The organism is Ancylobacter gelatini, from assembly GCF_022601675.1.
In the GTDB taxonomy this organism is placed as follows: Bacteria; Pseudomonadota; Alphaproteobacteria; order Rhizobiales; family Xanthobacteraceae; genus Ancylobacter; species Ancylobacter gelatini.
Window position 1 is genome coordinate 498930 of the sequence record NZ_JAKVIL010000001.1, and the last position, 21589, is coordinate 520518.

20 protein-coding genes, 1 tRNA gene and 1 pseudogene are annotated in these 21589 nt (G+C 65.5%); 16 read left to right on the top strand and 6 right to left on the bottom strand.

The window, feature by feature from the left end; translation table 11 throughout:
* The first annotated feature begins 7 nt into the window (after positions 1-7).
* From MKI84_RS02560 to MKI84_RS02595, 8 genes are all read left to right on the top strand, one after another.
* Positions 8-1063: a dipeptidase gene (locus MKI84_RS02560; RefSeq protein WP_241616373.1), complete on the top strand. Its 1056-nt coding sequence runs from the start codon at positions 8-10 to the stop codon at positions 1061-1063.
* Positions 1064-1093: 30 nt separating this feature from the next.
* On the top strand, positions 1094-2734 hold the full coding sequence (locus MKI84_RS02565; protein ID WP_241616374.1) for an ABC transporter substrate-binding protein: 1641 nt from the start codon (positions 1094-1096) through the stop codon (positions 2732-2734).
* A gap of 15 nt (positions 2735-2749) precedes the next feature.
* On the top strand, positions 2750-3823 hold the full coding sequence (locus MKI84_RS02570; RefSeq protein ID WP_241616375.1) for an ABC transporter permease: 1074 nt from the start codon (positions 2750-2752) through the stop codon (positions 3821-3823).
* Positions 3820-4752, top strand: a complete 933-nt coding sequence (locus MKI84_RS02575; RefSeq protein WP_241616376.1) for an ABC transporter permease — start codon at positions 3820-3822, stop codon at positions 4750-4752. Before MKI84_RS02570 ends, MKI84_RS02575 begins: the two co-directional genes overlap by 4 nt.
* Positions 4749-5582, top strand: a complete 834-nt coding sequence (locus MKI84_RS02580) for an ABC transporter ATP-binding protein (RefSeq protein ID WP_241616377.1) — start codon at positions 4749-4751, stop codon at positions 5580-5582. The genes MKI84_RS02575 and MKI84_RS02580 overlap by 4 nt, the downstream gene beginning before the upstream one ends.
* Complete coding sequence (locus MKI84_RS02585) at positions 5579-6364, top strand: ABC transporter ATP-binding protein (protein ID WP_241616378.1); 786 nt, start codon at positions 5579-5581, stop codon at positions 6362-6364. Before MKI84_RS02580 ends, MKI84_RS02585 begins: the two co-directional genes overlap by 4 nt.
* Positions 6345-7742 (top strand): amidase, encoded by a 1398-nt coding sequence (locus tag MKI84_RS02590; protein WP_241616379.1) that lies wholly within the window; start codon positions 6345-6347, stop codon positions 7740-7742. Before MKI84_RS02585 ends, MKI84_RS02590 begins: the two co-directional genes overlap by 20 nt.
* Positions 7743-8025: 283 nt before the next feature.
* Positions 8026-8102, top strand: a tRNA-Arg gene (locus MKI84_RS02595).
* Between the two features lie 379 nt (positions 8103-8481).
* On the opposite strand, the pseudogene MKI84_RS20795 reads toward MKI84_RS02595, so the two are convergent.
* Positions 8482-8676: pseudogene (locus MKI84_RS20795) on the bottom strand (recombinase family protein); the annotation flags it as partial.
* Between the two features lie 166 nt (positions 8677-8842).
* On the opposite strand from MKI84_RS20795, the gene MKI84_RS02605 reads away from it, so the two are divergent.
* From MKI84_RS02605 to otnC, 7 genes are all read left to right on the top strand, one after another.
* Complete coding sequence (locus tag MKI84_RS02605; protein ID WP_241616381.1) at positions 8843-9883, top strand: 3-hydroxyacyl-CoA dehydrogenase; 1041 nt, start codon at positions 8843-8845, stop codon at positions 9881-9883.
* A gap of 38 nt (positions 9884-9921) precedes the next feature.
* Positions 9922-10608, top strand: coding sequence for an FCD domain-containing protein (locus MKI84_RS02610; RefSeq protein WP_241616382.1), 687 nt, complete (start codon positions 9922-9924; stop codon positions 10606-10608).
* Between the two features lie 43 nt (positions 10609-10651).
* On the top strand, positions 10652-11914 hold the full coding sequence (gene otnK, locus MKI84_RS02615; protein WP_241616383.1) for a 3-oxo-tetronate kinase: 1263 nt from the start codon (positions 10652-10654) through the stop codon (positions 11912-11914).
* A gap of 70 nt (positions 11915-11984) precedes the next feature.
* The gene (locus MKI84_RS02620; protein WP_241616384.1) at positions 11985-12989 is read left to right on the top strand and encodes a TRAP transporter substrate-binding protein; all 1005 of its coding nucleotides are present in this window, start codon (positions 11985-11987) and stop codon (positions 12987-12989) included.
* 125 nt (positions 12990-13114) lie between these two features.
* Positions 13115-13612 carry a TRAP transporter small permease gene (locus MKI84_RS02625; protein ID WP_241616385.1) on the top strand — a complete coding sequence of 166 codons (498 nt, stop codon included), beginning with the start codon at positions 13115-13117 and terminating at the stop codon, positions 13610-13612.
* Positions 13609-14877: a TRAP transporter large permease gene (locus MKI84_RS02630; RefSeq protein WP_241616386.1), complete on the top strand. Its 1269-nt coding sequence runs from the start codon at positions 13609-13611 to the stop codon at positions 14875-14877. Before MKI84_RS02625 ends, MKI84_RS02630 begins: the two co-directional genes overlap by 4 nt.
* A gap of 134 nt (positions 14878-15011) precedes the next feature.
* On the top strand, positions 15012-15626 hold the full coding sequence (gene otnC, locus MKI84_RS02635) for a 3-oxo-tetronate 4-phosphate decarboxylase (RefSeq protein WP_241616527.1): 615 nt from the start codon (positions 15012-15014) through the stop codon (positions 15624-15626).
* A 420-nt stretch (positions 15627-16046) separates the two neighbouring features.
* On the opposite strand, the gene MKI84_RS02640 is transcribed toward otnC, so the two are convergent.
* On the bottom strand, positions 16047-16247 hold the full coding sequence (locus tag MKI84_RS02640) for a DUF3363 domain-containing protein (RefSeq protein ID WP_281063182.1): 201 nt from the start codon (positions 16245-16247) through the stop codon (positions 16047-16049).
* Between the two features lie 448 nt (positions 16248-16695).
* Here MKI84_RS02640 and MKI84_RS02645 point away from each other — a divergent pair, with 448 nt between their 5' ends.
* Entirely contained in the window at positions 16696-17781 is a 1086-nt protein-coding gene (locus tag MKI84_RS02645; RefSeq protein WP_241616387.1) for a Gfo/Idh/MocA family protein, read from the top strand.
* A gap of 56 nt (positions 17782-17837) precedes the next feature.
* Here the strand turns inward: MKI84_RS02645 and MKI84_RS02650 are convergent, their stop codons facing one another.
* From MKI84_RS02650 to MKI84_RS02665, 4 genes are all read right to left on the bottom strand, one after another.
* Entirely contained in the window at positions 17838-19361 is a 1524-nt protein-coding gene (locus MKI84_RS02650) for a tripartite tricarboxylate transporter permease (protein WP_241616388.1), read from the bottom strand.
* A 10-nt stretch (positions 19362-19371) separates the two neighbouring features.
* On the bottom strand, positions 19372-19896 hold the full coding sequence (locus tag MKI84_RS02655; RefSeq protein ID WP_241616389.1) for a tripartite tricarboxylate transporter TctB family protein: 525 nt from the start codon (positions 19894-19896) through the stop codon (positions 19372-19374).
* Between the two features lie 78 nt (positions 19897-19974).
* Positions 19975-20943: a tripartite tricarboxylate transporter substrate binding protein gene (locus MKI84_RS02660; RefSeq protein ID WP_241616390.1), complete on the bottom strand. Its 969-nt coding sequence runs from the start codon at positions 20941-20943 to the stop codon at positions 19975-19977.
* A gap of 133 nt (positions 20944-21076) precedes the next feature.
* Positions 21077-21541, bottom strand: coding sequence for a cupin domain-containing protein (locus MKI84_RS02665; RefSeq protein WP_241616391.1), 465 nt, complete (start codon positions 21539-21541; stop codon positions 21077-21079).
* Between the last annotated feature and the right edge of the window lie 48 nt (positions 21542-21589).

Sequence of the window (21589 nt, forward strand, 5' to 3'; positions counted from 1 at the left end):
GGTTTCGATGCAGCTTGTTTTCGACGGTCACAACGACGTTCTCCTGCGGCTGTGGAAACACGCGGCGGCCGGCATCGATCCGCTGCGCGAATTCGGCGAGGGCACGACGTCCGGCCACATCGACGCGCCGCGCGCCCGGGCCGGCGGGCTCGGCGGTGGGCTGTGCGCGATCTACATTCCCTCCGGCGACCTCGTGCTCAAGGCGCCGGACGCCAACGGCCATTATCTGACGCCGATGGCCGCGCCTCTGGAGCGCGCGCCCTCGCTCGACATCGCGCTCGACATGGCGGCGATCGCGCTGCGGCTGGATCGTGCCGGGCTCTGGCGGCTGTGCCGCTCCACGGCGGATATCCGCGAGGCCATGGCAGCGGGCACTTTCGCCGCCGTGCTGCACATTGAGGGCTGCGAGGCGATCGACCGCGATCTGGCCGCGCTGGAGACCTTCCATGCCGCCGGCCTGCGCTCGCTCGGCCCGGTATGGAGCCGGCACAATATCTTCGGCCATGGCGTGCCTTTCGCCTATCCGATGAGCCCGGATACCGGCCCCGGCCTGACCGAGGCCGGCTTCGATCTGGTGCGTGCCTGTGACCGGCTCTGCATCGCCATCGACCTCGCCCATATCACCGAGCAGGGGTTCTGGGATGTCGCGCGCACCAGCGACAAGCCGCTGATCGTCAGCCATTCCAATGCCCACGCGCTGACCCCGGTGGCGCGCAACCTGACCGACCGCCAGATGGACGCGGTGCGCGAGAGCGCGGGGGTGGTCGGTCTCAACTACGCGACCACCATGCTGCGGCCGGACGGTGCCGAGAATGCCAACACGCCGCTGGAGTTGATGGTCGCCCATATCCGTTACATGGTGGAGCGCATGGGCGTGGACTGCGTGGCGCTTGGCTCGGATTATGACGGCGCCACCATCCCGGCGCCGATCGGCGACGCGGCCGGCCAGCAGGCGCTGGTCGACGCGCTGGCGGCGGACGGATTTTCCGAGGACGACCTCGCCAAGCTGTGCCGGGAGAACTGGCTGCGGGTGCTCGCCCGCGCCTGGCACGAGGCCGGCTGAACATTGCGAACCATTATAGGGAGACGGGTCATGATCGTGCAGCGACTTCCGCGCCTGGGCCTGCGCACGCTGGGTGCCGCCCTGTGCCTCGCTCTCAGCTATGGGGCGCCAGCGCTGGCCAAGACGCCGGCCGACACGCTGGTCGAGGGCTTTGCCATCGACGACATCATCTCCATGGACCCGGCGGAATCCTTCGAACTGACCGCCGGCGAGGTGCTGGGCAATGTCTATTCCTCGCTCGTTCACCTCGACCTCGACGACACCTCGAAGGTGGTGGGCGAACTGGCGGAAAGCTGGACCGTCTCCGATGACGGGCTGACCTTCACCTTCAAGCTGAAGCCCCGCCTCGTCTTCGCCTCCGGCAATCCGCTCACCGCCGACGACATCGCCTGGTCGTTCGAGCGCATGGTGAAGCTCGACAAGAGCCCGGCCTTCCTGCTCAATCAGTTCGGCCTCACCGGCGAGAACGTGACGCAGAAGGTGAAGGCGCTCGACCCCTCGACGCTCGCGATCACCGTCGACCAGCCCTATGCGCCGAGCTTCGTGCTCAACGTGATGGCGGCGAGCCCGATTTCGGCGGTCGACCGCAAGCTGGTGGAGCCGAATATCAAGACGGCGCCGGTCAGCGACACCAATAAATATGGCAGCGATTTCGGCAATGGCTGGCTGAAGACCAATTCCGCCGGCTCAGGCCCGTTCAAGCTGCGGCAGTGGCGGGCGAACGAGGCGGTGGTGCTGGACCGCAACGACAAATATTTCGGGCCGCAGGCCAAGCTCGCCCGCGTGGTCTATCGCCACATGAAGGAGAGCGCCGGCCAGCGCCTCGCGCTTGAGGCCGGGGACATCGACGTCGCGCGCAATCTGGAGCCGGGCGACCTCACCGCGGTGCTCGCCAACCCGAAGCTTGCCGTGGTCACCAAGCCCAAGGGCACGGTCTATTACATCAGCTTCAACCAGAAGAACCCGAACCTCGCCAAGCCCGAAGTGCGCGAGGCGCTCAAATATCTCATCGACTACGACGCGATCGGCGCCACGCTGATCAAGGGCATCGGCGAGGTGCACCAGACCTTCCTGCCGGAAGGCGTGCTCGGCGCACTCGATGCCAAACCGTACAAGCTCGATGTCGAGAAGGCCAAGGAACTGCTGGCGAGCGCCGGCCTCAAGGACGGCTTCACCGTCACCATCGACGTGCGCAACACCCAGCCCGTGACCGGCATCGCCGAAGCGTTCCAGCAGAGCGCGGCCAAGGCGGGGGTGAAGGTCGAGATCATTCCCGGTGACGGCAAGCAGACCCTGACCAAGTACCGCGCCCGCAACCACGACATGTATATCGGCCAGTGGGGCTCGGATTACTGGGATCCCAACTCCAACGCCGAGACCTTCACCGCCAACCCGGACAATTCCGACGCCGGCAAGATCAAGACGCTGGCGTGGCGCAATGCGTGGGATGTGCCGGAACTCACCGCCCGGACCCGTGCCGCCCTGCTGGAGAAGGATGCCGACAAGCGGGCGGATCTCTATCGCGAGTTGCAGAAGGATGTGCTGGAGACCGGCCCCTATGCGCTGATCTTCCAGCAGACCGAAGTCGCGGGCATTGGCGGCAATGTCGAGGGGCTTCGGCTGGGCCCGACCTTCGACACCAATTATGTCGGCCCCGTTTCCAAGAAGTGAGCGGGAGCCGGTTCGATGAGCCCGACGGTCGCCGCCGCCTCACGAACCGGCTCCCGCCCGGCCGCTCGGCTGTGGCGGCCGCTGCTTGGTCTGATCCGCTTTGCCGCCGTGGTCGCCACCACCTTCCTCGGCCTGCTGGCGGTCACCTTCTTCATCGGCCGGGTGATCCCGGTCGATCCGGTGCTGGCGGTGCTGGGCGATCGGGCGCCGGCCTCGGCCATGGAGCGGGTGCGCGAGGAGATGGGCCTCAATCTGCCGCTCTGGCAGCAATTCGTGCTGTATGTGCGGCAGGCCCTCTCGGGTGATTTCGGCACCTCGGTGCTGACCACCAACGCGGTGATGGACGACATCCGCCGGGTGTTCCCCGCCACCATCGAACTCGCGACGCTCGGCACGCTGATCGGCACCGGGCTCGGCGTCCCGCTCGGCGTGCTGGCGGCGGTGAAGCGCGGCAGTCTCACCGACCAGATCGTGCGCGTCATCGGGCTTGTCGGCTATTCGGTGCCGATCTTCTGGCTGGCGCTGCTGTCGCTGCTGATCTTCTACGCCCGCCTCGGATGGGTGGCCTATCCCGGGCGGATCGGGGTCGCCTTCGAGTACAGCTTCACCTCGACCACCGGGCTTTATCTGCTGGATGCGCTGTGGCAGGGCGAGTGGGAAGTGGCGTGGGACGTGTTCCGCCACATCATCCTGCCGGCTTCGCTGCTCGGCTATTTCTCGCTGGCCTATATCAGCCGCATGACCCGCAGTTTCATGCTCAACGAGCTGGGGCAGGAATACATCGTCGCCGCCCGCGCCAAGGGCCTGTCGGAGGCGCGCATCATCTGGTGCCACGCCCTGCGCAACGCGGCGGTGCCGCTGGTGACGGTGATCGCCTTGTCCTACGCCAATCTGCTCGAAGGCTCGGTGCTGACGGAGACCGTGTTCTCCTGGCCCGGCCTCGGGCTTTACATCACCAACTCGCTCCAGAACGCCGACATGAACGCGGTGCTGGGCGGGACGCTGGTGATCGGCGCGACCTTCATCGGCATCAACCTGTTGTCCGACCTGCTGTACCGGCTGCTCGACCCGAGGACGCACGCGCGATGAGCGAGGCCGGAATCGGAAGCGGGCAGGGGACCCGCGCATGGCTGCTCTCGGAATATCCGGCCTCGCGGATGCAGGCGCGGCTGGGGCGGGCCTATGCGACCTGGCTGCGCTTCGCCGCCAACCGGCTGGCGGTGGTGGGGCTCGCGATCCTGATCGCTCTGGTTCTGGTGGCGACGTTTGCCGGGGTACTTGCACCACATTCGCCCTATGCCGGCGATCTTGCCGGCGCGCGGCTGCTGCCGCCACTCTCGCCCGGCCATCTGCTCGGCACCGATGATCAGGGGCGCGACATTCTTTCCCGGCTGATTTACGGCTCCCGGCTGACGCTTGCCGTGGTGCTCATGGTCGCCGTGCTGACCGCGCCGGTCGGCCTGCTGGTCGGCACGGTCGCCGGCTATGCCGGCGGCATCATCGATACGGCGCTTATGCGTGTCACCGACATCTTCCTGGCCTTTCCCAAGCTGGTGCTGGCGCTGGCGCTGGTCGCCGCGCTCGGGCCGGGCATCGAGAACGCGGTGATCGCCATCGCCATCACCTCCTGGCCGCCTTATGCCCGCATGGCGCGGGCCGAGACGCTGGCGGTGCGCCATGCCGACTATATCGACGCGATCCGGCTGATGGGCGCCTCGCCGCTGCGCATCGTGCTGCGCCATGTCATGCCGATGTGCCTGTCCTCGCTGATCGTGCGGGTGACGCTCGACATGGCCGGTATCATCCTGATTGCGGCCGGCCTCGGCTTTCTGGGCCTCGGCGCCCAGCCGCCGGCGCCGGAATGGGGCGCGATGATCGCCTCGGGGCGGCGCTTCATCCTCGATCAATGGTGGGTGGCGACCATGCCGGGCATGGCGATCCTGATCGTGAGCCTCGGCTTCAACCTGGTCGGCGATGGCCTGCGCGACGCGCTCGACCCGCGCGAGGCCGAGCGATGACCCCGATGCTGACGGTCGAGGATCTCGCCATCTCCTTCGCCACCCGCACCGGCCGTTTCGAGGCGGTGCGCGGCGTTTCGTTCACGCTCGGGCGCGAGCGGCTCGGCATCGTCGGCGAGAGCGGCTCGGGCAAGTCGCTGACCGGGCGCGCCATCATGGGGCTGACGCCGCCAAGCGCCGACGTCACCGCCCGGCGGCTGGCCTTCGACGGCATCGACCTGCTGACCGCGCCGCCGGCACAGCGCCGTGCCTTGCGCGGTGCGCGGCTCTCCATGGTGCTCCAGGACCCGAAATATTCGCTCGACCCGGTGATGAGCATCGGCCGCCAGATCGTCGAGACGCTGAGGACCCATGAGCGGGTGTCCCGCCGCGAGGCGCGGGAGCGCGCGCTCGACATGCTGGCGGCGGTGCAGATCGAGAACCCGGCCCGGGTGTTCGACCTTTATCCGCATGAGGTGTCCGGCGGCATGGGCCAGCGGGCCATGATCGCCATGATGCTGATCGCCAATCCCGAGCTGCTGATCGCCGACGAGCCGACCTCGGCACTCGACGTCACCGTGCAGCTTGAGGTGTTGGGCATTCTCGACCGGCTGGTGACGGATCGCGGCATGGGGCTGATCTTCATCTCGCACGATCTGCGCCTCGTCTCCTCGTTCTGCGACCGGGTGCTGGTGATGTATGCCGGGCGTGTGGTCGAGGAGATCGCCGCCGCCGAACTTGCCCATGCCCGCCATCCCTATACGCGCGGGTTACTCGCCTGCGTGCCGGTGCCCGGCCATGACCGGCATCCGCTGCCGGTGCTCGACCGCCGGCCGGAGTGGCGGCTATGACCGACGCCGTGCCGGCTCTCTCGCTTGCCGGGGTAAACGTCGCCTATGACGGCTATCGCGCGCTGGCGGATGTCAGCCTGAACGTCGCCGCCGGCGAGGCGTTCGGGCTGGTTGGGGAATCCGGTTCCGGCAAGTCGACCCTGCTGCGCGCCATCGCCGGCCTCGCGCCGGTGACCGCCGGCACGCTGCGCGTCGAGGGCGAGACGCTGACCGGCCAGCGCCGGGGCCGAGCGTTCCATGCCCGCGTGCAGATGGTGTTCCAGGACCCCTATGGCTCGCTGCATCCGCGCCATACCATCGATCGGCAATTGCTGGAGCCGCTCGCGATCCATGGCGTCGACGCCACCAGCCCGCGAATCCTGCGCGCGCTGGACGAGGTGGGGCTCGGCGCCGGCTTCCGCTTCCGCTACCCGCACCAGCTTTCCGGCGGCCAGCGCCAGCGTGTCGCCATCGCCCGCGCGCTGATCCTCGAACCCGCGATACTGCTGCTGGACGAACCCACATCGGCGCTCGATGCCTCGGTGCAGGCGGAGGTGCTGAATCTCCTCGAGCAGGTGAGGGCGGAACGGGGGCTCACCTATGTCCTCGTCAGCCATGATCTCGGCGTCGTCACCCATATGTGCGACCGCCTTGCGGTGATGCACGGCGGGCGCATCGTCGAGGAACTGCCCGCCGACGATCTGGTCGCCGGGCGCATCGGTACCGACTACACGCGCAAGCTCATGGTGGCGAGCGCGGGATTCCGGCGAGGGAGTGACGGGCATGGACATGCGGACGAGTGAGACAGGCGGCCTCGACGCCATGGAGACCGGCGCGCTCATCCGCTCCGGCGCGCTGACAAGTGTCGGGGCGGTGCGCGCCAGTCTCGCCCGCATTGACCGTCTCGATCCGACGCTGCACGCCTTCGTGCTGCGCCTCGACGAACGCGCCCTCGAGATGGCCGCCGAGCGCGACGCCGAACGCGACGCCGGCCGCCTCCGTGGCCCGCTTCACGGCGTGCCGGTGGCGGTGAAGGACCTGTTCGACATCGAGGGCTTCCGCACCGGATCGGGCTCGCGCTGCTTTCCCGATCACGTCGCGCAGATGAGCGCGACCGCCGTGCGTCGGCTGGAGGCGGCCGGGGCGATCATTGTCGGGAAGACCCACACCGTGGAGTTCGCCTTCGGCGGATGGGGCACCAATCCGGTGCTCGGCGCGCCGCGCAACCCGTTCGACGTGGACGTGCACCGCGCGCCCGGCGGCTCCAGCAGCGGCTCGGCGGTCTCGGTAGCAAGCGGCATGGTGCCGCTGGCGCTCGCCACCGACACCGGCGGCTCTGTGCGTATCCCGGCCGCCTTCTGCGGCCTGTTCGGCCACAAATCGACGCCCGGCCTGATCGGGCGCGGCGGCATGCGGTTCCTCTCGCGCTCCCATGACAGCATCGGCGCGCTGGCCAGGAGCGTGCGCGACCTACGCGCGGTGATCGCGCTGCTGGCCGGCCCGGACCCGGATGACGCGGCGAGCGGCGATGCGCCGACCGACCTGTTCACGCCGGCCCGCCCCATCGGAGCGTTCCGGCTGGCGACCTTCGACGATCCCGCCTTCGCGCGCCTCGACGAGGAGGTGAGGGCGATCTTCGAGGCGACGCTGGTGCAGCTTGGCCAGCGCTTTGGCGAGGTGGCGCGGATCGCGCCGCCGGTGCCGATGGAGACGCTGTGCGCGCAGGCCGGGCGCCTGATGGCTGCCGAGAGCTACGCCACGCTGCACGCCGTGACCGAAGACCCGGCCACCGACATCGCCCCGGAAATTCGCGCGCGGATCAATCTCGGCCGCGAGGTGACGGCGACCGAACTGGCCGGGCTTCATGAACTGAAGCGGACGTGGAAGGCGCATTTCGCCACGCTTTTCGCGCCGTTCGATGTTCTGGTCATGCCCGGTATGCCGATCCTGCCGCCGCCGCTGGCCGAGATCGACCAGTCCAACATGGCGCTGAGCATTTTCGGGCGCTACGTCAACATGCTCGACCTGTGCGCGGTGTCGGCGCCCGTCGGCCTATCGCGCGACGGACTGCCGGTCGGCGTGCAACTCATCGGCCGGCCCTTCGCCGATGCCCACCTGCTCGACCTGGCCGGGGCGCTGGAACAGGAAGGCCTTGCCGCCTGCCGCCCGCCATCGATCTGACGCGCGGCGACATGGTTCGGGGTTATGGGAGGACCGCGGCCGGCTGACGATGGTGCGGGCATGTCGGCCATGTGTTCGCTCAAGGCGGGTGTTTGCTCAAGGCGGGTGTTTGCTCAAGGCATGTCTTTGCTGAAGCAATGCTTTTGCTCCAGCAAGGCGCGTGGGCAGGGGCGGGGACATGCGTCGGGAATCCGGGTCGCCCGGAGCCCGGTTCGAAGGTTTGGCGGAAACTGCACGAGAGCCATTGACCCCCGCCGCCCAATCGGGCTAGGCAGATGCCGCTGCACCCGTAGCTCAGCTGGATAGAGCGCTGCCCTCCGAAGGCAGAGGTCGCACGTTCGAATCGTGCCGGGTGCGCCAATTCAGAACAGAACTATGAACGCCGTTCGCCGTCGCTCCTGCGCTTGATGCGGCTGCTAGGGTGCGCAGAAGGTCCGACTTGTTCCCCATGGGCCGAATCTCCGACTTGCTCACCACCTCGATGCGCTGCGCGAGCGCGCGAAGATGGTCGCGGTGATACTCGCCGGTCTCGGTACGCAGCTTGGCGCGGGCGACCTCGGAGAAGTGCTTCAGGCTCTCAGCTTGGCCTCGGCCTCCGTCGCACGCTTGTTGAGCTCGGTGATGTGGCTGCGCCGCCGCTCGACGCATTCCTTGCGCCGGTCGACAAGCTTTTCCAGAAGGACGGAAAGGCGCTCGGGATCGAGAATGCGTCGCTCCAGATGATCGATGACAGCTCGGTCGAGCCGCGCGGACCGGCGATCACGATGCGGTAGCCGATCGGTGGGCGTGAGCCGTTCCAATAGCCCTGACGGGCATTTTCCTTCATCGCCCGCAGGGTGAGCTTAGCATTCTCCTTGGACTGATACTCGTCGAACAGCGTCATGATCTCGCGCATCATGACGCTCATAGGATCGTCGCCAAGGTCTTGACGCAGCTCTCTCGACTGCCAACCAGCGCCCTCAGCGGGTGCATCGCCGCCTCCATAAATTCGGCAGACACCTTCCCCTTCTGTGCGTTGGTCCCCTTCGGAAGGGGAAGGAGCAAACACGCGCGCCAAAAAGCTAGGAATTCGGACCGAGCAACAAGGCTCGCAGAATAGGTTGACGATCAGGCTATCAACCTGTCATACCAGAACAGATGACAATGCGGCGGCAACAAAGTTCGCGACGGACTCCATTTTGGGCACGCATCAGGGATTGGTTGCCGTGATCACTTGGGATGGCGAGAGGGCTAAGAGAATGAAGATTGCGATCGTCGGTTGCGGTGTGGTGGGGTCGTCTTGGTCGCTGGTCTTTGCTCGCGCAGGGCACGATCTGGTCATTTACGATCGCACGCCTGCGGCGGCTGAGGCAGCTGTGGCGTTCGTTGCCAATGCTGACCCTGCGCTCTCCAAGCGCTGTCGCATTGCATCGAGCCTCGCCGATGCGCTGGGGGCCGCCGACTATGTGCAGGAAAGCGCTCCGGAGCGGCTGCCGATCAAGCTGGCGCTGTATCAGGAGATGGACGCGCTGCTGTCGCCGACCACGATCGTTGCCAGCTCGACCTCCGGCTTCCCCGCCTCCGCCTTCACCGAGGGACTGAAGAACAGCGCCCGCTGCCTCGTCGCCCATCCGATCAACCCGCCGCATCTCATCCCGCTGGTGGAGTTGATCCCGGCGCCCTGGACCGCGACCGAGACGCTGGACTTCACCCGCGATCTCATGCGCAGCCTTGGCCAAAGCCCCATCACCCTGACCCGCGAAATCAACGGCTTCGTGGTCAACCGTCTACAAAGCGCGCTTCTGGGCGAAGCCTTCCGGCTGGTCGAGGACGGCATCTGCACACCGGCCGATGTCGACGCGGCCGTAGCCGACGGTCTGGGCCTGCGCTGGTGCTTCATGGGGCCCTTCGCCACCATCGACCTGAATGCCGCCAACGGCGTCGCGGAATATTGCGCCAACCTCGGCCCGATGTATTACGGGCTCGCCAAGGAGCAGGCTGACCCGCGCGAGTGGACGCCCGATCTGGTCTCGGCCATCGAAGCGAAGATGCGCGCCAAGGTGCCGTCCGAGGACCTGCCCGCCCGGCGCAAATGGCGTGACGGCTTCCTCGCGGCCATCGTCGCGGCCAAGCGCGACATCACCGGGAAGTTCGGCGCATGAGTGGCTTCGGGACGCCCGCCCATCTGCGCCGCGACCGCTTGTCGGACAAGATCGCGAAGGACATCCAGGACCGGGTGCTGTCAGGCGAACTGACGGTCGGCGATCGGCTGCCTTCGGAACGCGATCTGATGGCGCATTACGGTGTCGGACGTCCCGCCGTGCGCGAGGCCCTGCTCTGGCTGAACAAGACCGGCATGCTGTCGGTGTCGAACGGCGACCGCACGCGCGTCACCGAGCCCGACCCGCGGGACATGCTGCAGCTTCTGTCCGGCGCGGCAAAGATGCTGGTTGCCCGCGCCGAAGGCATCCGCCAGTTCCAGAAGACCCGCATTTTCGTCGAGGTCGCCCTCGCCCGGGAGGCAGCGCGGCTGGCAACGGACGATGATATCGCCGATCTGGAAGCTGTGCTGCTGCGCAACGAGAGCTGCGCCGACGATATCCCGGCGTTCTCCGCGACCGACGATGCCTTCCACCATCGCATTGCCCTCATCGCCGAGGATCCATTGCTTGATGCGCTTTATCACGTCGTTCTGGAGTTGCTCGAAGAGCAGCGCCGGACGTCGCTCAGTCATCCCGAATCGCTGGGCAAAGCCCAGGCGGCGCATCGCCGTATCTTCGAGGCTATCCGCGATCACGATGCCGATCGCGCGGAGGCCGCCATGCGCGATCATCTCGAGACGGTGATCCACACCTATTGGGGTATTCGCGAGCAAGCCTCGCCCTGATTTTCCGTCTCCAGCACCCGCCTATTCTGTAAAGGTTAAGACGATGCTTCTCGGCTGCATTGGTGACGACTTCACCGGCTCCAGCGATCTGGCCAACACCCTGTCGAAGCAGGGCATGCGGGTCACGCAATTCTCCGGCGTGCCGACGACCAACGCCGATTCCTCGGTCGAAGCCGGTGTGGTGGCGTTGAAGTCGCGCAGCATTCCGGCGAAGGATGCAATCGCCCAGTCGTTGCAGGCACTGGAATGGCTGAAGGCGCAGGGCTGCACGCAGTTTCTGTTCAAATACTGCTCGACCTTCGACAGCACGGCCGAGGGCAATATTGGCCCGGTGGCGGCGGCGCTCGCCGAGGCGCTGGGCGCCCGCAAGGTCGTGGTCTGCCCGGCGTTTCCGGGCGCGGGTCGCACCATCTATCAGGGCCATCTGTTCGTCCATGACCGGCTGCTGAACGAGAGCGGCATGGAGCACCACCCGCTCAACCCGATGACAGATGCCGACATCCGCCGCTGGCTGGCGCTGCAGACCGATATGGCGGTCGGGCATGTCGGCTTCAGTGCCGTCCGCAGGGGCACCGCCGCGATCACGGAGGCGCTGACGCGCGCCGATGCCGAAGGCGCCCGGCTGATCGTGGTGGACGCGCTTTCCGACGACGACCTGATGGCCATCGGCAGCGCACTGGACGGCCTTCCCCTGCTGACCGGCGGTTCGGGCATCGCGATGGGACTGCCCGCCAATTTCCGCCGTCAGGGTCTGCTGTCGGGCGAAGGCAGCAGTTGGCAGGGCGTCGACGGCAAATGCATCGTGCTCTCGGGGTCGTGCTCAAGCGCGACCCGAGGCCAGGTCGCGACGCATCGTGCCTCCGGTCTGCCGATGCGCGAGATCACGGCGGACGATGCCGTCGCCAACCGGCTTGATGCGCAGGAGATCGCCGACTGGGCCATGGCGCAAACCGATCGGCCGCTGGTGTTCTCCTCCGCAGATCCGGAGAGCGTTCGGGTGGCGCAGGACACCTATGGCCGCGAGAGGGTCGCGGCGGCCATCGAGCAGCTTTTCGCCGGCATCGCCCGGGCTCTCGTCGCTGGCGGCGTCGGGCGCCTCGTCGTGGCCGGGGGGGAAACCTCCGGCGCCGTGGTCGAGGGCCTCAGCCTGACCTCGCTGGAGATCGGGCCGGAAATCGCACCCGGTGCCCCGGCGCTGCGCAGCACCCCGCCGGGCGGCCGCCCGCTCGCCCTGGCGCTGAAATCCGGAAATTTCGGGGGCCCGAACTTCTTCGCGGAAGCCGACGCCATTCTGCGCGGCATCTGAACTCGACGTCTGCGGATGGCGCTAATTGCTGCCGCAGAGCACAAAACAGAAGACTTAAGGAGGATACAACATGTTGAATTTATTCACGAAAACACTCAAGCCGGCGTTTGTCTCGGCGGTGGCGGCTCTGGCCATCGCGTCGGCGCCGACCCCGGGCGTTGCCCAGGAAGTGTTGAACCTCAAGCTCGGACACATCCAGTCCGAGCAGGATTTGTGGCAGTTCGGCGCTCAGAAGTTCAAGGAAGAGCTGGAAAAGCGCTCTAACGGCAAGATCACACTGACCATCTATCCAAACTCGACGCTGGGCGGTGACCGCGACCTGGTCGAGGGCATGCAGATGGGCACGGTGGACTTCGGCCTGATCGCTGGCGTTCTGGGCAATTTCGATCCCTCGATCCAGCTGCTTGAACTGCCCTACCTGTTCAAGTCGCAGGAAGAGTTCGACAAGGTCGTGAAGGGCCCGCTCGGCGCGGAAATCACCGCCGGCGTGCTCAAGAGCGCCAATGTCCGCATTCTCGACTGGTGGGAGCGTGGCTCGCGCCAGGTTACGTCGAACAAGCCGATCAACGGCATCGCCGATCTAAAAGGCCTGAAGATACGCGTTCCGGAAATTCCGGCCATGGTCACGACCTGGCGCGCGATCGGCGCGAACCCGACGCCGATGGCCTGGAGCGAGGTCTATACCGGCCTCGAGCAGAACGTAATCGAGGCGCAGGAAAACCCGATCCCGTTCATCTTCGGCGGCCGTATCAACGAAGTTCAGAAGTATCTGGCCTTCACCAACCACAAATATGAGTACGTGACGCTGGCCATGAGCGAACTGCGCTGGAGCCAGCTTACCCCCGAGCAGCAGAAGATCATCGTTGAGGCCGCGAATGCCGCGACCAAGGCCGAGAACGAGGCCGTCCGCAGCAAGACCGGCGAGATGCTGAAGACGATGCAGGATGCGGGGCTTCAGGTCACCAATCCAGACACCGCACCGATCGCGGCGGCAGCGGTGTCGGCCCACAAGGCGTTTGCCGAGAAGGTCAACGTCGATCTCTACAATCGCATCAACAAAGAGCTGGGCCGGTAACAGCGCCCAAACATTCGGCACAGCCGGCTACACGCCCGGGACGGAAGGAGCGCACGCTCCACCGACCCGGGCGACAAGTGTGAGCGCAATAGTGTCGCGGCATGCCGCCTGAGGGAGAACCCGGCTTGGACAAGCTCGATCGCCTGATACACATAATCCTTCTCTGGGCCATCGGTGCGCTGATCTTCGCAATGATGGGTGTCACCTTCACGCAGGTGATCGCGCGCTATGCCCTGGCAAATTCGCTGAGCTGGTCCGAAGAGCTCGGCAGATACATATTCGTCTGGATCACCTTCCTCGGCATGGCCGCCGCCTTCCAGTCCAAGGCCCACATCGCACTGGACTTCCTGGTGTCGCTGCTGCCGTCGAAGTCATCCCATGCGCTCTCCATACTCAACACGCTGCTCATCGCTGTTGTCGGCCTCGCGCTGGTTGTCGGCGGTATATCGCTGATGAAGTTCGGCATGAACCAGCGCAGCGCAGCGCTCGGCATCCCGATGTACTGTGTTTACGTGGTGATCCCGTTCAGCGGCGCCATGCTGTTTTACTTCGCGCTGCGCGCGAGCTGGAATCAAATCATCTCCGGCAGGCAGATGACCTTCGACGAAAAGGGCGCGCTATGATCGCACTTCTGCTTCTTGGAGGCTTCGCGCTCTTTCTCGTTCTGGGCGTTCCCGTCGCCTTTGGCATCGCCCTCGCCTCGCTGAGCGCGATCGTCTATCAGGGCTATCCTCTGGCGCTGTTCGGCCAGAGGCTGTTCACCTCCGTCGACTCCTTCCCGCTGATGGCGATCCCGCTGTTCATGCTGGCCGGATCCCTGATGGGGCACGGCGGCATCACCCGGCGTATCATCAACCTCGCGCTGGCGCTGGTCGGCAACATCCGCGGTAGCCTCGCTCATGTCGTGGCCTCCAGCGGCGTGATCATGGGCGGCATCTCCGGCTCGGGCGTGGCGGATGTCGCGGCACTCGGCTCGGTGATGATCCCCGAGATGAAGAAGCGCAATTATGATGCCGGCTTCTCCGCCGCGCTCGTGGCCTCGTCGGGCAGCCTTGCGCTGATCATTCCGCCCAGCATTGCCATCATCATCTATGGCGTCTCCAACCAGGCATCGATCGGCGACCTGTTCCTCGCCGCCATCGCGCCCGGCGTGCTGATCGGCCTCGGCTTCGCGATCTACTCATACCTCTTCGCTCTCAAGCACGGCTATCCGACCGAGGGCCGTGTGAGCGGTGCCGAGAAGTGGCAGCGCTTCAAGGAGGCGAGCTGGGCGCTGATGATGCCGGTCATCATCATCGGCGGCATCCGTATGGGCATTTTCACGCCCACGGAGGGCGGCGCCGTGGTCGCGGTCTACGCCTTCCTGGTTGGCGTCTTCGTCTATAAGGAAATCACGCTCGCCAGTATTCCGAAGATCTGCATGGAGGCGGCGATCGCCACAGCGGTGATCGCCTCCATCATCGCCGCGACCTCTCTTTTTGGTTGGTTGCTGACCAATGCACGTCTGCCGCAGACCATCGCGAGCGCCATTCTCAGCCTGACGGAGAACAAGATCCTACTGCTGCTGCTGATCAACCTCATGCTGCTGGTCGTCGGCATGTTTCTCGATAGCGGTCCGGCGATCCTTCTCATGACCCCGATCCTGGGCCCGGTTGCGGCACATCTGGGCGTGCATCCCGTGCAGTTCGGCCTGATCATGGTGATCAACCTCACCATCGGCCTGCTGACGCCACCGGTCGGCACCGCACTCTACCTTGCCAGCAGTATCTCCGGCGTTCCGGTGATGAAACTGTCCAAGGCCATGCTGCCCTTCATCGGCATCATGCTGGCGGTGCTGGCTCTGGTGACCTATGTGCCCGGCTTCACCAGCTGGGCACTGTCGAACTAGTCACCTTATGCCCGGGCGCCGCGTCAATCGGTCGGCGCCCGGGCATTGCCTTCCCGGCCCGGGCTCTGATCCGGGGGGACATCATCGCTCCAGCGCCGAGGGAAGATATGAGCCGGAACTCCAAGGCAGAGCAGATGTGCAACCTCTGCAACAGCCTTTTCGACCGCGGCTATTCCGTTGGCGGTGCCGGGAATGTGTCGGTCCGGCTCGACGAGGGCGGCTTTCTGGTGACACCGACCGGCGGCAGCCTCGGGCGCATTACCCCGGCGGATCTGGCGCGGATCGATGCTGCGGGAAATCCGGTGGCGGGGCCGAAGCCGTCGAAGGAGTTCGCCTTTCACCTCGCGCTGTTCGAGTGCCGGCCCGAGGCAGGCGCGATCGTGCATCTGCACTCGACCTATCTCACCGCCCTGTCGTGCCTCGAGGATCTGCCGACGGATAACGCCCTGCGCGCCTTCACCCCTTATTATGTGATGCGCGCCGGCTACATGCCGGTCATTCCCTATTACCGGCCCGGCGCGCCCGAGATCGGGCGCGACCTGGCGATTGCCGCCAAGGCGCATCCCGTCAATGCCTTCCTCCTCGCCTCGCACGGCGTGGTCGTGCTTGGAAAGGACCTGGAGGATGCGGTCAACAATGCCGAGGAGCTCGAAGAAACCGCGCGGCTCGCGTTTATTCTACGTGGCGAAAATATCCGCTACCTGACTGACCCCGAAATTGCCGAGCTCCGCGCCATGGCGGTGCGCTGATGGGTGCGACGGAGAAAAAGGTCGGTTGGAACCGCATGAGCGAAGTCAGTGCGTGGTGAATGAACGAACAGCGGATTATTCTTTAAGCGACCTTGAGTGTCGAACCGCCATACCCGACTTTTCCCGTTGGCCGACTCATTCCTAATACCACTTTTCGCGCATTTGCCCGGTTCCAAGAGTCGCTCGCGGAGGTGAGCCAATGGCTCACGAATCGCCTTTCGCTATGATCAGCTCCTCCTGTCCAACGCGACTGGGTCAAGGCCGCCGCCGCGCGAGCGGTGGCGCGAAGTGCCAGCCTTGATGCAGCTGCGGCGGACCGGAACCCTGTTTTGTGCGGAAGCTCTCTTCCGGCAATGGTGACGGTGCGCGGTGGCATGGTCGGCAGATCAATTGGGAGTGGCCGCCTACGACCCAAAGAGTTCACAACCCCACTCCCCTTTGCCGGCCGAGATCCCACTCGATACCGCCGTCGCTGCGCCTGATGCCGGAGAGGTGCCGGCCGATGTGCTTGTCGAGCACCGGCTGCCAAGGCACGACTTGGAAGCCGAGCCCGTCCTCCAGAATCGCGAAGCGACTGGGGACGAGCTGAAATTGGCGGGAGACGGTCGGCGGCGTCTGCAAGCGTCAGGAACCAGAGGGATTCGAACTGCACCTTACGCCTGTCGTGATCAGCCAAATTGGAATTCGCAGCCTAGAAGGCGGTAGCGAAAACGTAGTTCTCGGTTTCATCAACGCCGGTGCGCCACTTCGGTACAAAGCTGCGAACGCCGTTCGCCGTCGCTCCTACGCTTGATGCGCTGATGCCGCGCGCGGATGGTCTCGCTGTGCTCCCCCCAACGTCTATCCCGCTGTGAGTTCGCTCTGGCGTTTGGATTTTGTTTCCCGGGCGTGCGGGGCGTCGAACCGTCGCCGCTCCCGGGCGACGGCCGTCTAGGGGCGGCTGCGGCGTCTCGCATGCCCGGATCTGATGGTTACATGCCCGAAAAGCATTGCCGCTACGGCATTTGGCTCCGGTATTCTTCAGGCATTCCCGGTCGCCGGGGGCGATGGGTCTGAAGGAGATCAGGTAATGCGGCAGGTCGAAGTAGCGGTGATTGGCACGGGCTGGTGCGGCGGTATCCGCGCCGAGACCCTTTCGCGATCGGCACTGGTGGACAAGCTGCACATCTGCGAAATCCGTCCCGAAAGGCTCGAGGAGGTGCGCAGGCTTACCAACGCGGCCACGGCGACGCTGGACTATCGCGATATCGTCGAGAACGAGGCCATTCAGGTGGTCTACATCTCGACCACGCCCGAGAGCACGCATTACGCGATCGCCCGCGACTGCCTGAAGGCCGGCAAGCATGTCCTGCTGGAAAAGCCGATCGCGATGGAGCTGTGGGAGGCCAACGAGCTGATCGAGCTGTCGAACCGGAACAGGGTGAAGTTCACCATCGGCTATTCGCAGCGCTTCAATCCCAAGATCGCCTACGCCAAGAAGCAGATCGCCGAGGGCACGCTGGGGCGCGTGGTCAATGTGATGGTGTCACGCCATTTGTCGCGCAGCCTCGGCAAGAAGATCGCCTCGCGCGTGAAGCTGTCGCCGGCCGCGATGGAATCGACCCACGACCTCGATTTCGTGTTCTGGCTGCTGGAGCCGGCCAAACCTGTACGGGTCTATTCGCAGGGCGCCTATGGCTACATGCAGGACGTCAACGGCTCCTATGACTGCATGTGGTCCACCGTGACCATGGATAATGGCATGCTGGTGGTGATCGGCGGCGGCTGGAACCTGCCGCCGGCCTATCCCAATTATTGCGGCACCTGGATCGAGATCACCGGCACCGAGGGCGCGCTGATCCTTGATGATACGCAGCGTGACAATTGGCTGAGCACGGTGAGCGGGGGCACGCGGTTCCCGATGTCGACCATGCCCGGCGAGCAGGTCGATCACGTCTTTGCCGGCCAGATGGGGCCGGAGACGCTGCATTTCCTTGAATCGGTGCTGCTCGACCGTTCGCCCATGGTGGCGCCCGAGCATGCCCGCATGGTGATGGAGAGCTATCTGGCGGCCGATCTTTCCGCGGCGGTGAACGAACCGGTGGACCTGCCGCTGTCGAACCGCGCCCTGGCCGAGATCAGCGATCTGAAAGCAGCGATGATCGCCGCTTCCTGACCTCCGACGGCTCCGGCAGGCAGACGACCGGCGTCTTTGGCGCCGGTCGTTTTGTTTCAGGCGGTCGCGGTGCGTGGGCCGCTCCGCCGGGCCTTGCGCGAGCGCCGGAAGGCCAGCACCACCGTGATGAAGGCCAGCAGCAGCAGGCCCATGGTGATCGGCCGGGTCAGCATGAAGCTGAGATCGCCGCCATGGATCACCATGGCCCGGTTGAGATTGGATTCGACGATCGGCCCCATGACGAAGGCGAGCACGATCGGAATGACCGGCATCTGGATCTTGTCGAACCAGAAGGCGACCGCCCCGAGCATCAGCGCCATGATGATGTGCGGGGTATAGGTCTGGTCGGCGAACACGCCCATGGTCAGAAGGATCAGCACGAACGGGCCGAGTATGTAGCGCGGGATTTGCGCCACCCGCGCGAAGATGCGGATGCCCGCCATGCCGACGACCAGCATCAGCAGCGCAGAGGCGATGAGGCCGACGAACACCGTCATAACGAGGAGGCCGTTGCGCTCGAACAGCAGCGGGCCGGGCACTATGCCCTTGGAGATGAGCAGGCCGAGCAGCACCGCGATGGCGCCGGAGCCTGGTACGCCCAGCGCCAGAGAGGGGATGAGCGCGCCGGCGACGATGGCGTTGTTGGCGGTCTCCGGCGCGGCGACGCCTTCATCGCAGCCGGTGCCGAACCTCTCCGGGTGCTTTGAGACACGGCGCTCCTCATTATAGGCGACGATCGAGGAGACGGTGGCGCCGGGACCGGGGATGGCGCCGATGGCGGTGCCGATCACCGTCGCGCGCAGCATGGTCGGCGACAGCTTCTTCATCTCCTTCCAGCCGATATGGTTCTTCTCGCGATCCGCGCCCTTGAGCGACTGCAGGTCGAGCCCGGCCTCGCCCTTGCGGGCCATCAGCAGGTTGAAGGCCTCCGGCATCGCCATCAGGCCGGTGATGACGACGATGAGCGGTATGCCGTCCATCAGCGATTCCAGTCCGAAGGTGAAGCGCAGCCCGGCAAAGCCGGAACTGCCGATGGTGGCGAGGAACAGGCCGATGCCGGTGGCGACGAAGCCCTTCACCGGGCTGTTGCCGAAGAACGAACCGATCATCGACAGGCCGAACACGCCCACCGCGAACATCTCGCTGGGGCCGAACTGCAGGCCGACCCAGGCCAGGCCCGAGGCGGCGAACAGGAAGATCAGGCTGGAGGCGATGGAGCCGACGACGCCGGTATAGAGCGAGATCTTGAGCGCGCGGCCCGCCTTGCCCTGCTGTGCCATCGGGTAGCCGTCGAGCAGAGTGATCGCCGCCGCGGCGGTGCCCGGCGTGCGGATCAGAATGGCCGGGATCGATCCGCCATACTCCGCCGCCGCATAGATCGAGATGAAGAACAGCGCTCCCGCTTCCGGCGACATGAAGAAGGTGAAGGGGAACATCAGCGCCAGCGCCTGCGCTGCGCCAAAGCCCGGCAGAGCGCCCAGCACCGTGCCGACGACGGCGCCGGCCAGCATGATCAGGATATTGGTCGGCGACAGGACCAGAAGGGTCGCCGGGATCAGGTTGTCGAACAGAACCTCCATCGCGGCCTCCTCAGAAGGTGATGTAGCTGGGCAGGAAGGCCAGCGGGATCGACACGCCGAGGGCCAGCACGAAGACGAGATAGATCGTCAGCATGGTCGCGACGGCGGCAAAGGCGCTCATCGCGGGGGAGTCCAGCCGCGGATAGAGCAGCGCGAAGGCAATCGCCACGCACGTGACCTCGAAGCCGACCGTATCGAGACCAACCGCGAACAGAAGTCCCGCCCCGATGGCGAGGGCGAAATCGCGATACTCGAAAATGACCGGCGCTGCCTCCGCTTCTGCCTCGGCCGAGCCGGGATCGTGCCGGCTGCGCGCCCGCCCGAGATAGAGCCGGCCGAGCCAGAGCAGGGCGAAGGTGCCGGTGAAGAGCAGGATGATGCGGGGAATGAAGCCCGGTCCGGGATAGCCGCGCATGGGCGATGGCGGCAGGCTCAGGCTGTTGATGTAAAGAGTGATGACGGCGGCGAGAACCACGAGGGCGGTGACCGCCTCCGCGACGCCGCGATTGATGCGGACGATGCCACGTTCTTCCATGGCGATGCTCCCTTGGGTCGGGGCCATTGACAGGCCGTCCGCGCCCTTTGGCCGGGCGCGGACAGGAGGGGGCATGGCTCAGAGAATGCCGTTCTGCTGCATGAAGGCGCGATAGCCCTGACGTTCTTCCTCGAACGACTTCTTCAGTTTCGCGCCATCGCTCTCGAACGCCTTTTCCACATGCGGGCTGTTCTTCAGGTACTCGGCATATTCCGGCCCATCGACCACCTTCTGGAAGGCGGCGCGCACCTTGACCTTGACGTCGTCGGGGGTGCCCGCCTTGACGAAGATGCCCTGCCATTGATGCGAGATCGGGTAGACGAAGCCGAGCTCCTGAATGGTGGGCACGTCGGGCATTTTGGGGGAGCGCGTCTCGTTGAGCACGACGAGGGTGCGCAGCTTGCCGGCTTCCTGATGCGGCATGATCTGGCCGATCGTGCCGAGCCCCGCCGGCACATGACCGCCGAGCAGGTCACGGATCGCGTCGCCCGAACCTTCATAGGGAATGTGGTTGACGCTCGCGCCCGCCGCCGTGAAGGCGGAAAGGATGTGCTTGTGATGGATCGAGCCGATCTTGTTGCCGGCAACGCCGATGCTGCCCGGCGCCAGCTTGGCGGCGGTGACGAGATCGCCGAAGGTCTGGTACTTGCTGTCGGAGCGAACGGCGAGCCCGTAGACGAACTTCTCGACCTTGACCAGGAACTCGAAATCCTCCGGCTTGGCCGAGAAGGTCGGCAGGTTCATGTAGCCCGAGAAACTCGCGCTGGCGTGCAGCAGCGTGTAGCCATCCGCCGGGCGGCTCATGACATAGACCGCCGCCTCATTGCCGGAGCCGGCGCCCTTGTAGACCACATTCACCGGCTTGCCGAGCACGTCGGGCTTGGAGAGTACCTGCGCCATCAGTTGGCACCACTGTGCCGCCGTGGAGCCGGGCGAGGTCGAGCAGACAAGTTCAATCGGCTTGGTGGGGTAGGCCTGCGCATGCGCCGCCGGGGCGGCGGCGACAGAAAGCATCACGGCCGCGAGGCCGGCGGCGAGTTTGATCATATGTTTTCCTCCCAGGTTTTGGCAGCGCGGTTTTTGTGCGCTTGCCGGCCCGCCACGCATCGGCGCGATGCGGGCGGTCGATAAGAGACGCTTGTCTTGGCGCAGCCGCGTCTCCCGGGGAATCAGCCTCTCATCATGCCTTGGGCTCGAAGCCCTTCTCATAGAAGGCGCCGGTGTTCTTGCCGTCGGCGGCGACGCCGGCAATGCCGAAGGACAGGTCCTTGGCGACGAAGAAGATGACGTCTTCATCCGGCAGGGCGACGGTCGAATGGATCTTGTTGGCGGGGAAGAAGATCAGCGTGCCGGGGCCGGCGATCTGCTCCGGCTGCCCTTCGATGTTCACGCGCAGCCGTCCCTGAATGACGTAGTTCCACTGCTCGTTGGGGTGCGAATGCGGCCGGGCGCCGGTGCCGCGCGCCTTGCGCATCAAGCCGACCTGCGTGCGCTCGCCTTCGACCACCGGGCCGATGGCGGTGCTGTAGGTCGGGCCGGCTTCCATCTTGTCGAGGGTGAGCAGGTCGAAAATATAGGCGCCGTCGCCGGCTTTCACCGCGCCTTCGTTCTTGGTTTCACGAGACATGGCGGCTTGTGCGGACATGTGTGGCTTCTCCCGTTGCAGTCCCGCCGGCCCGGTCTTCGGTTTGCC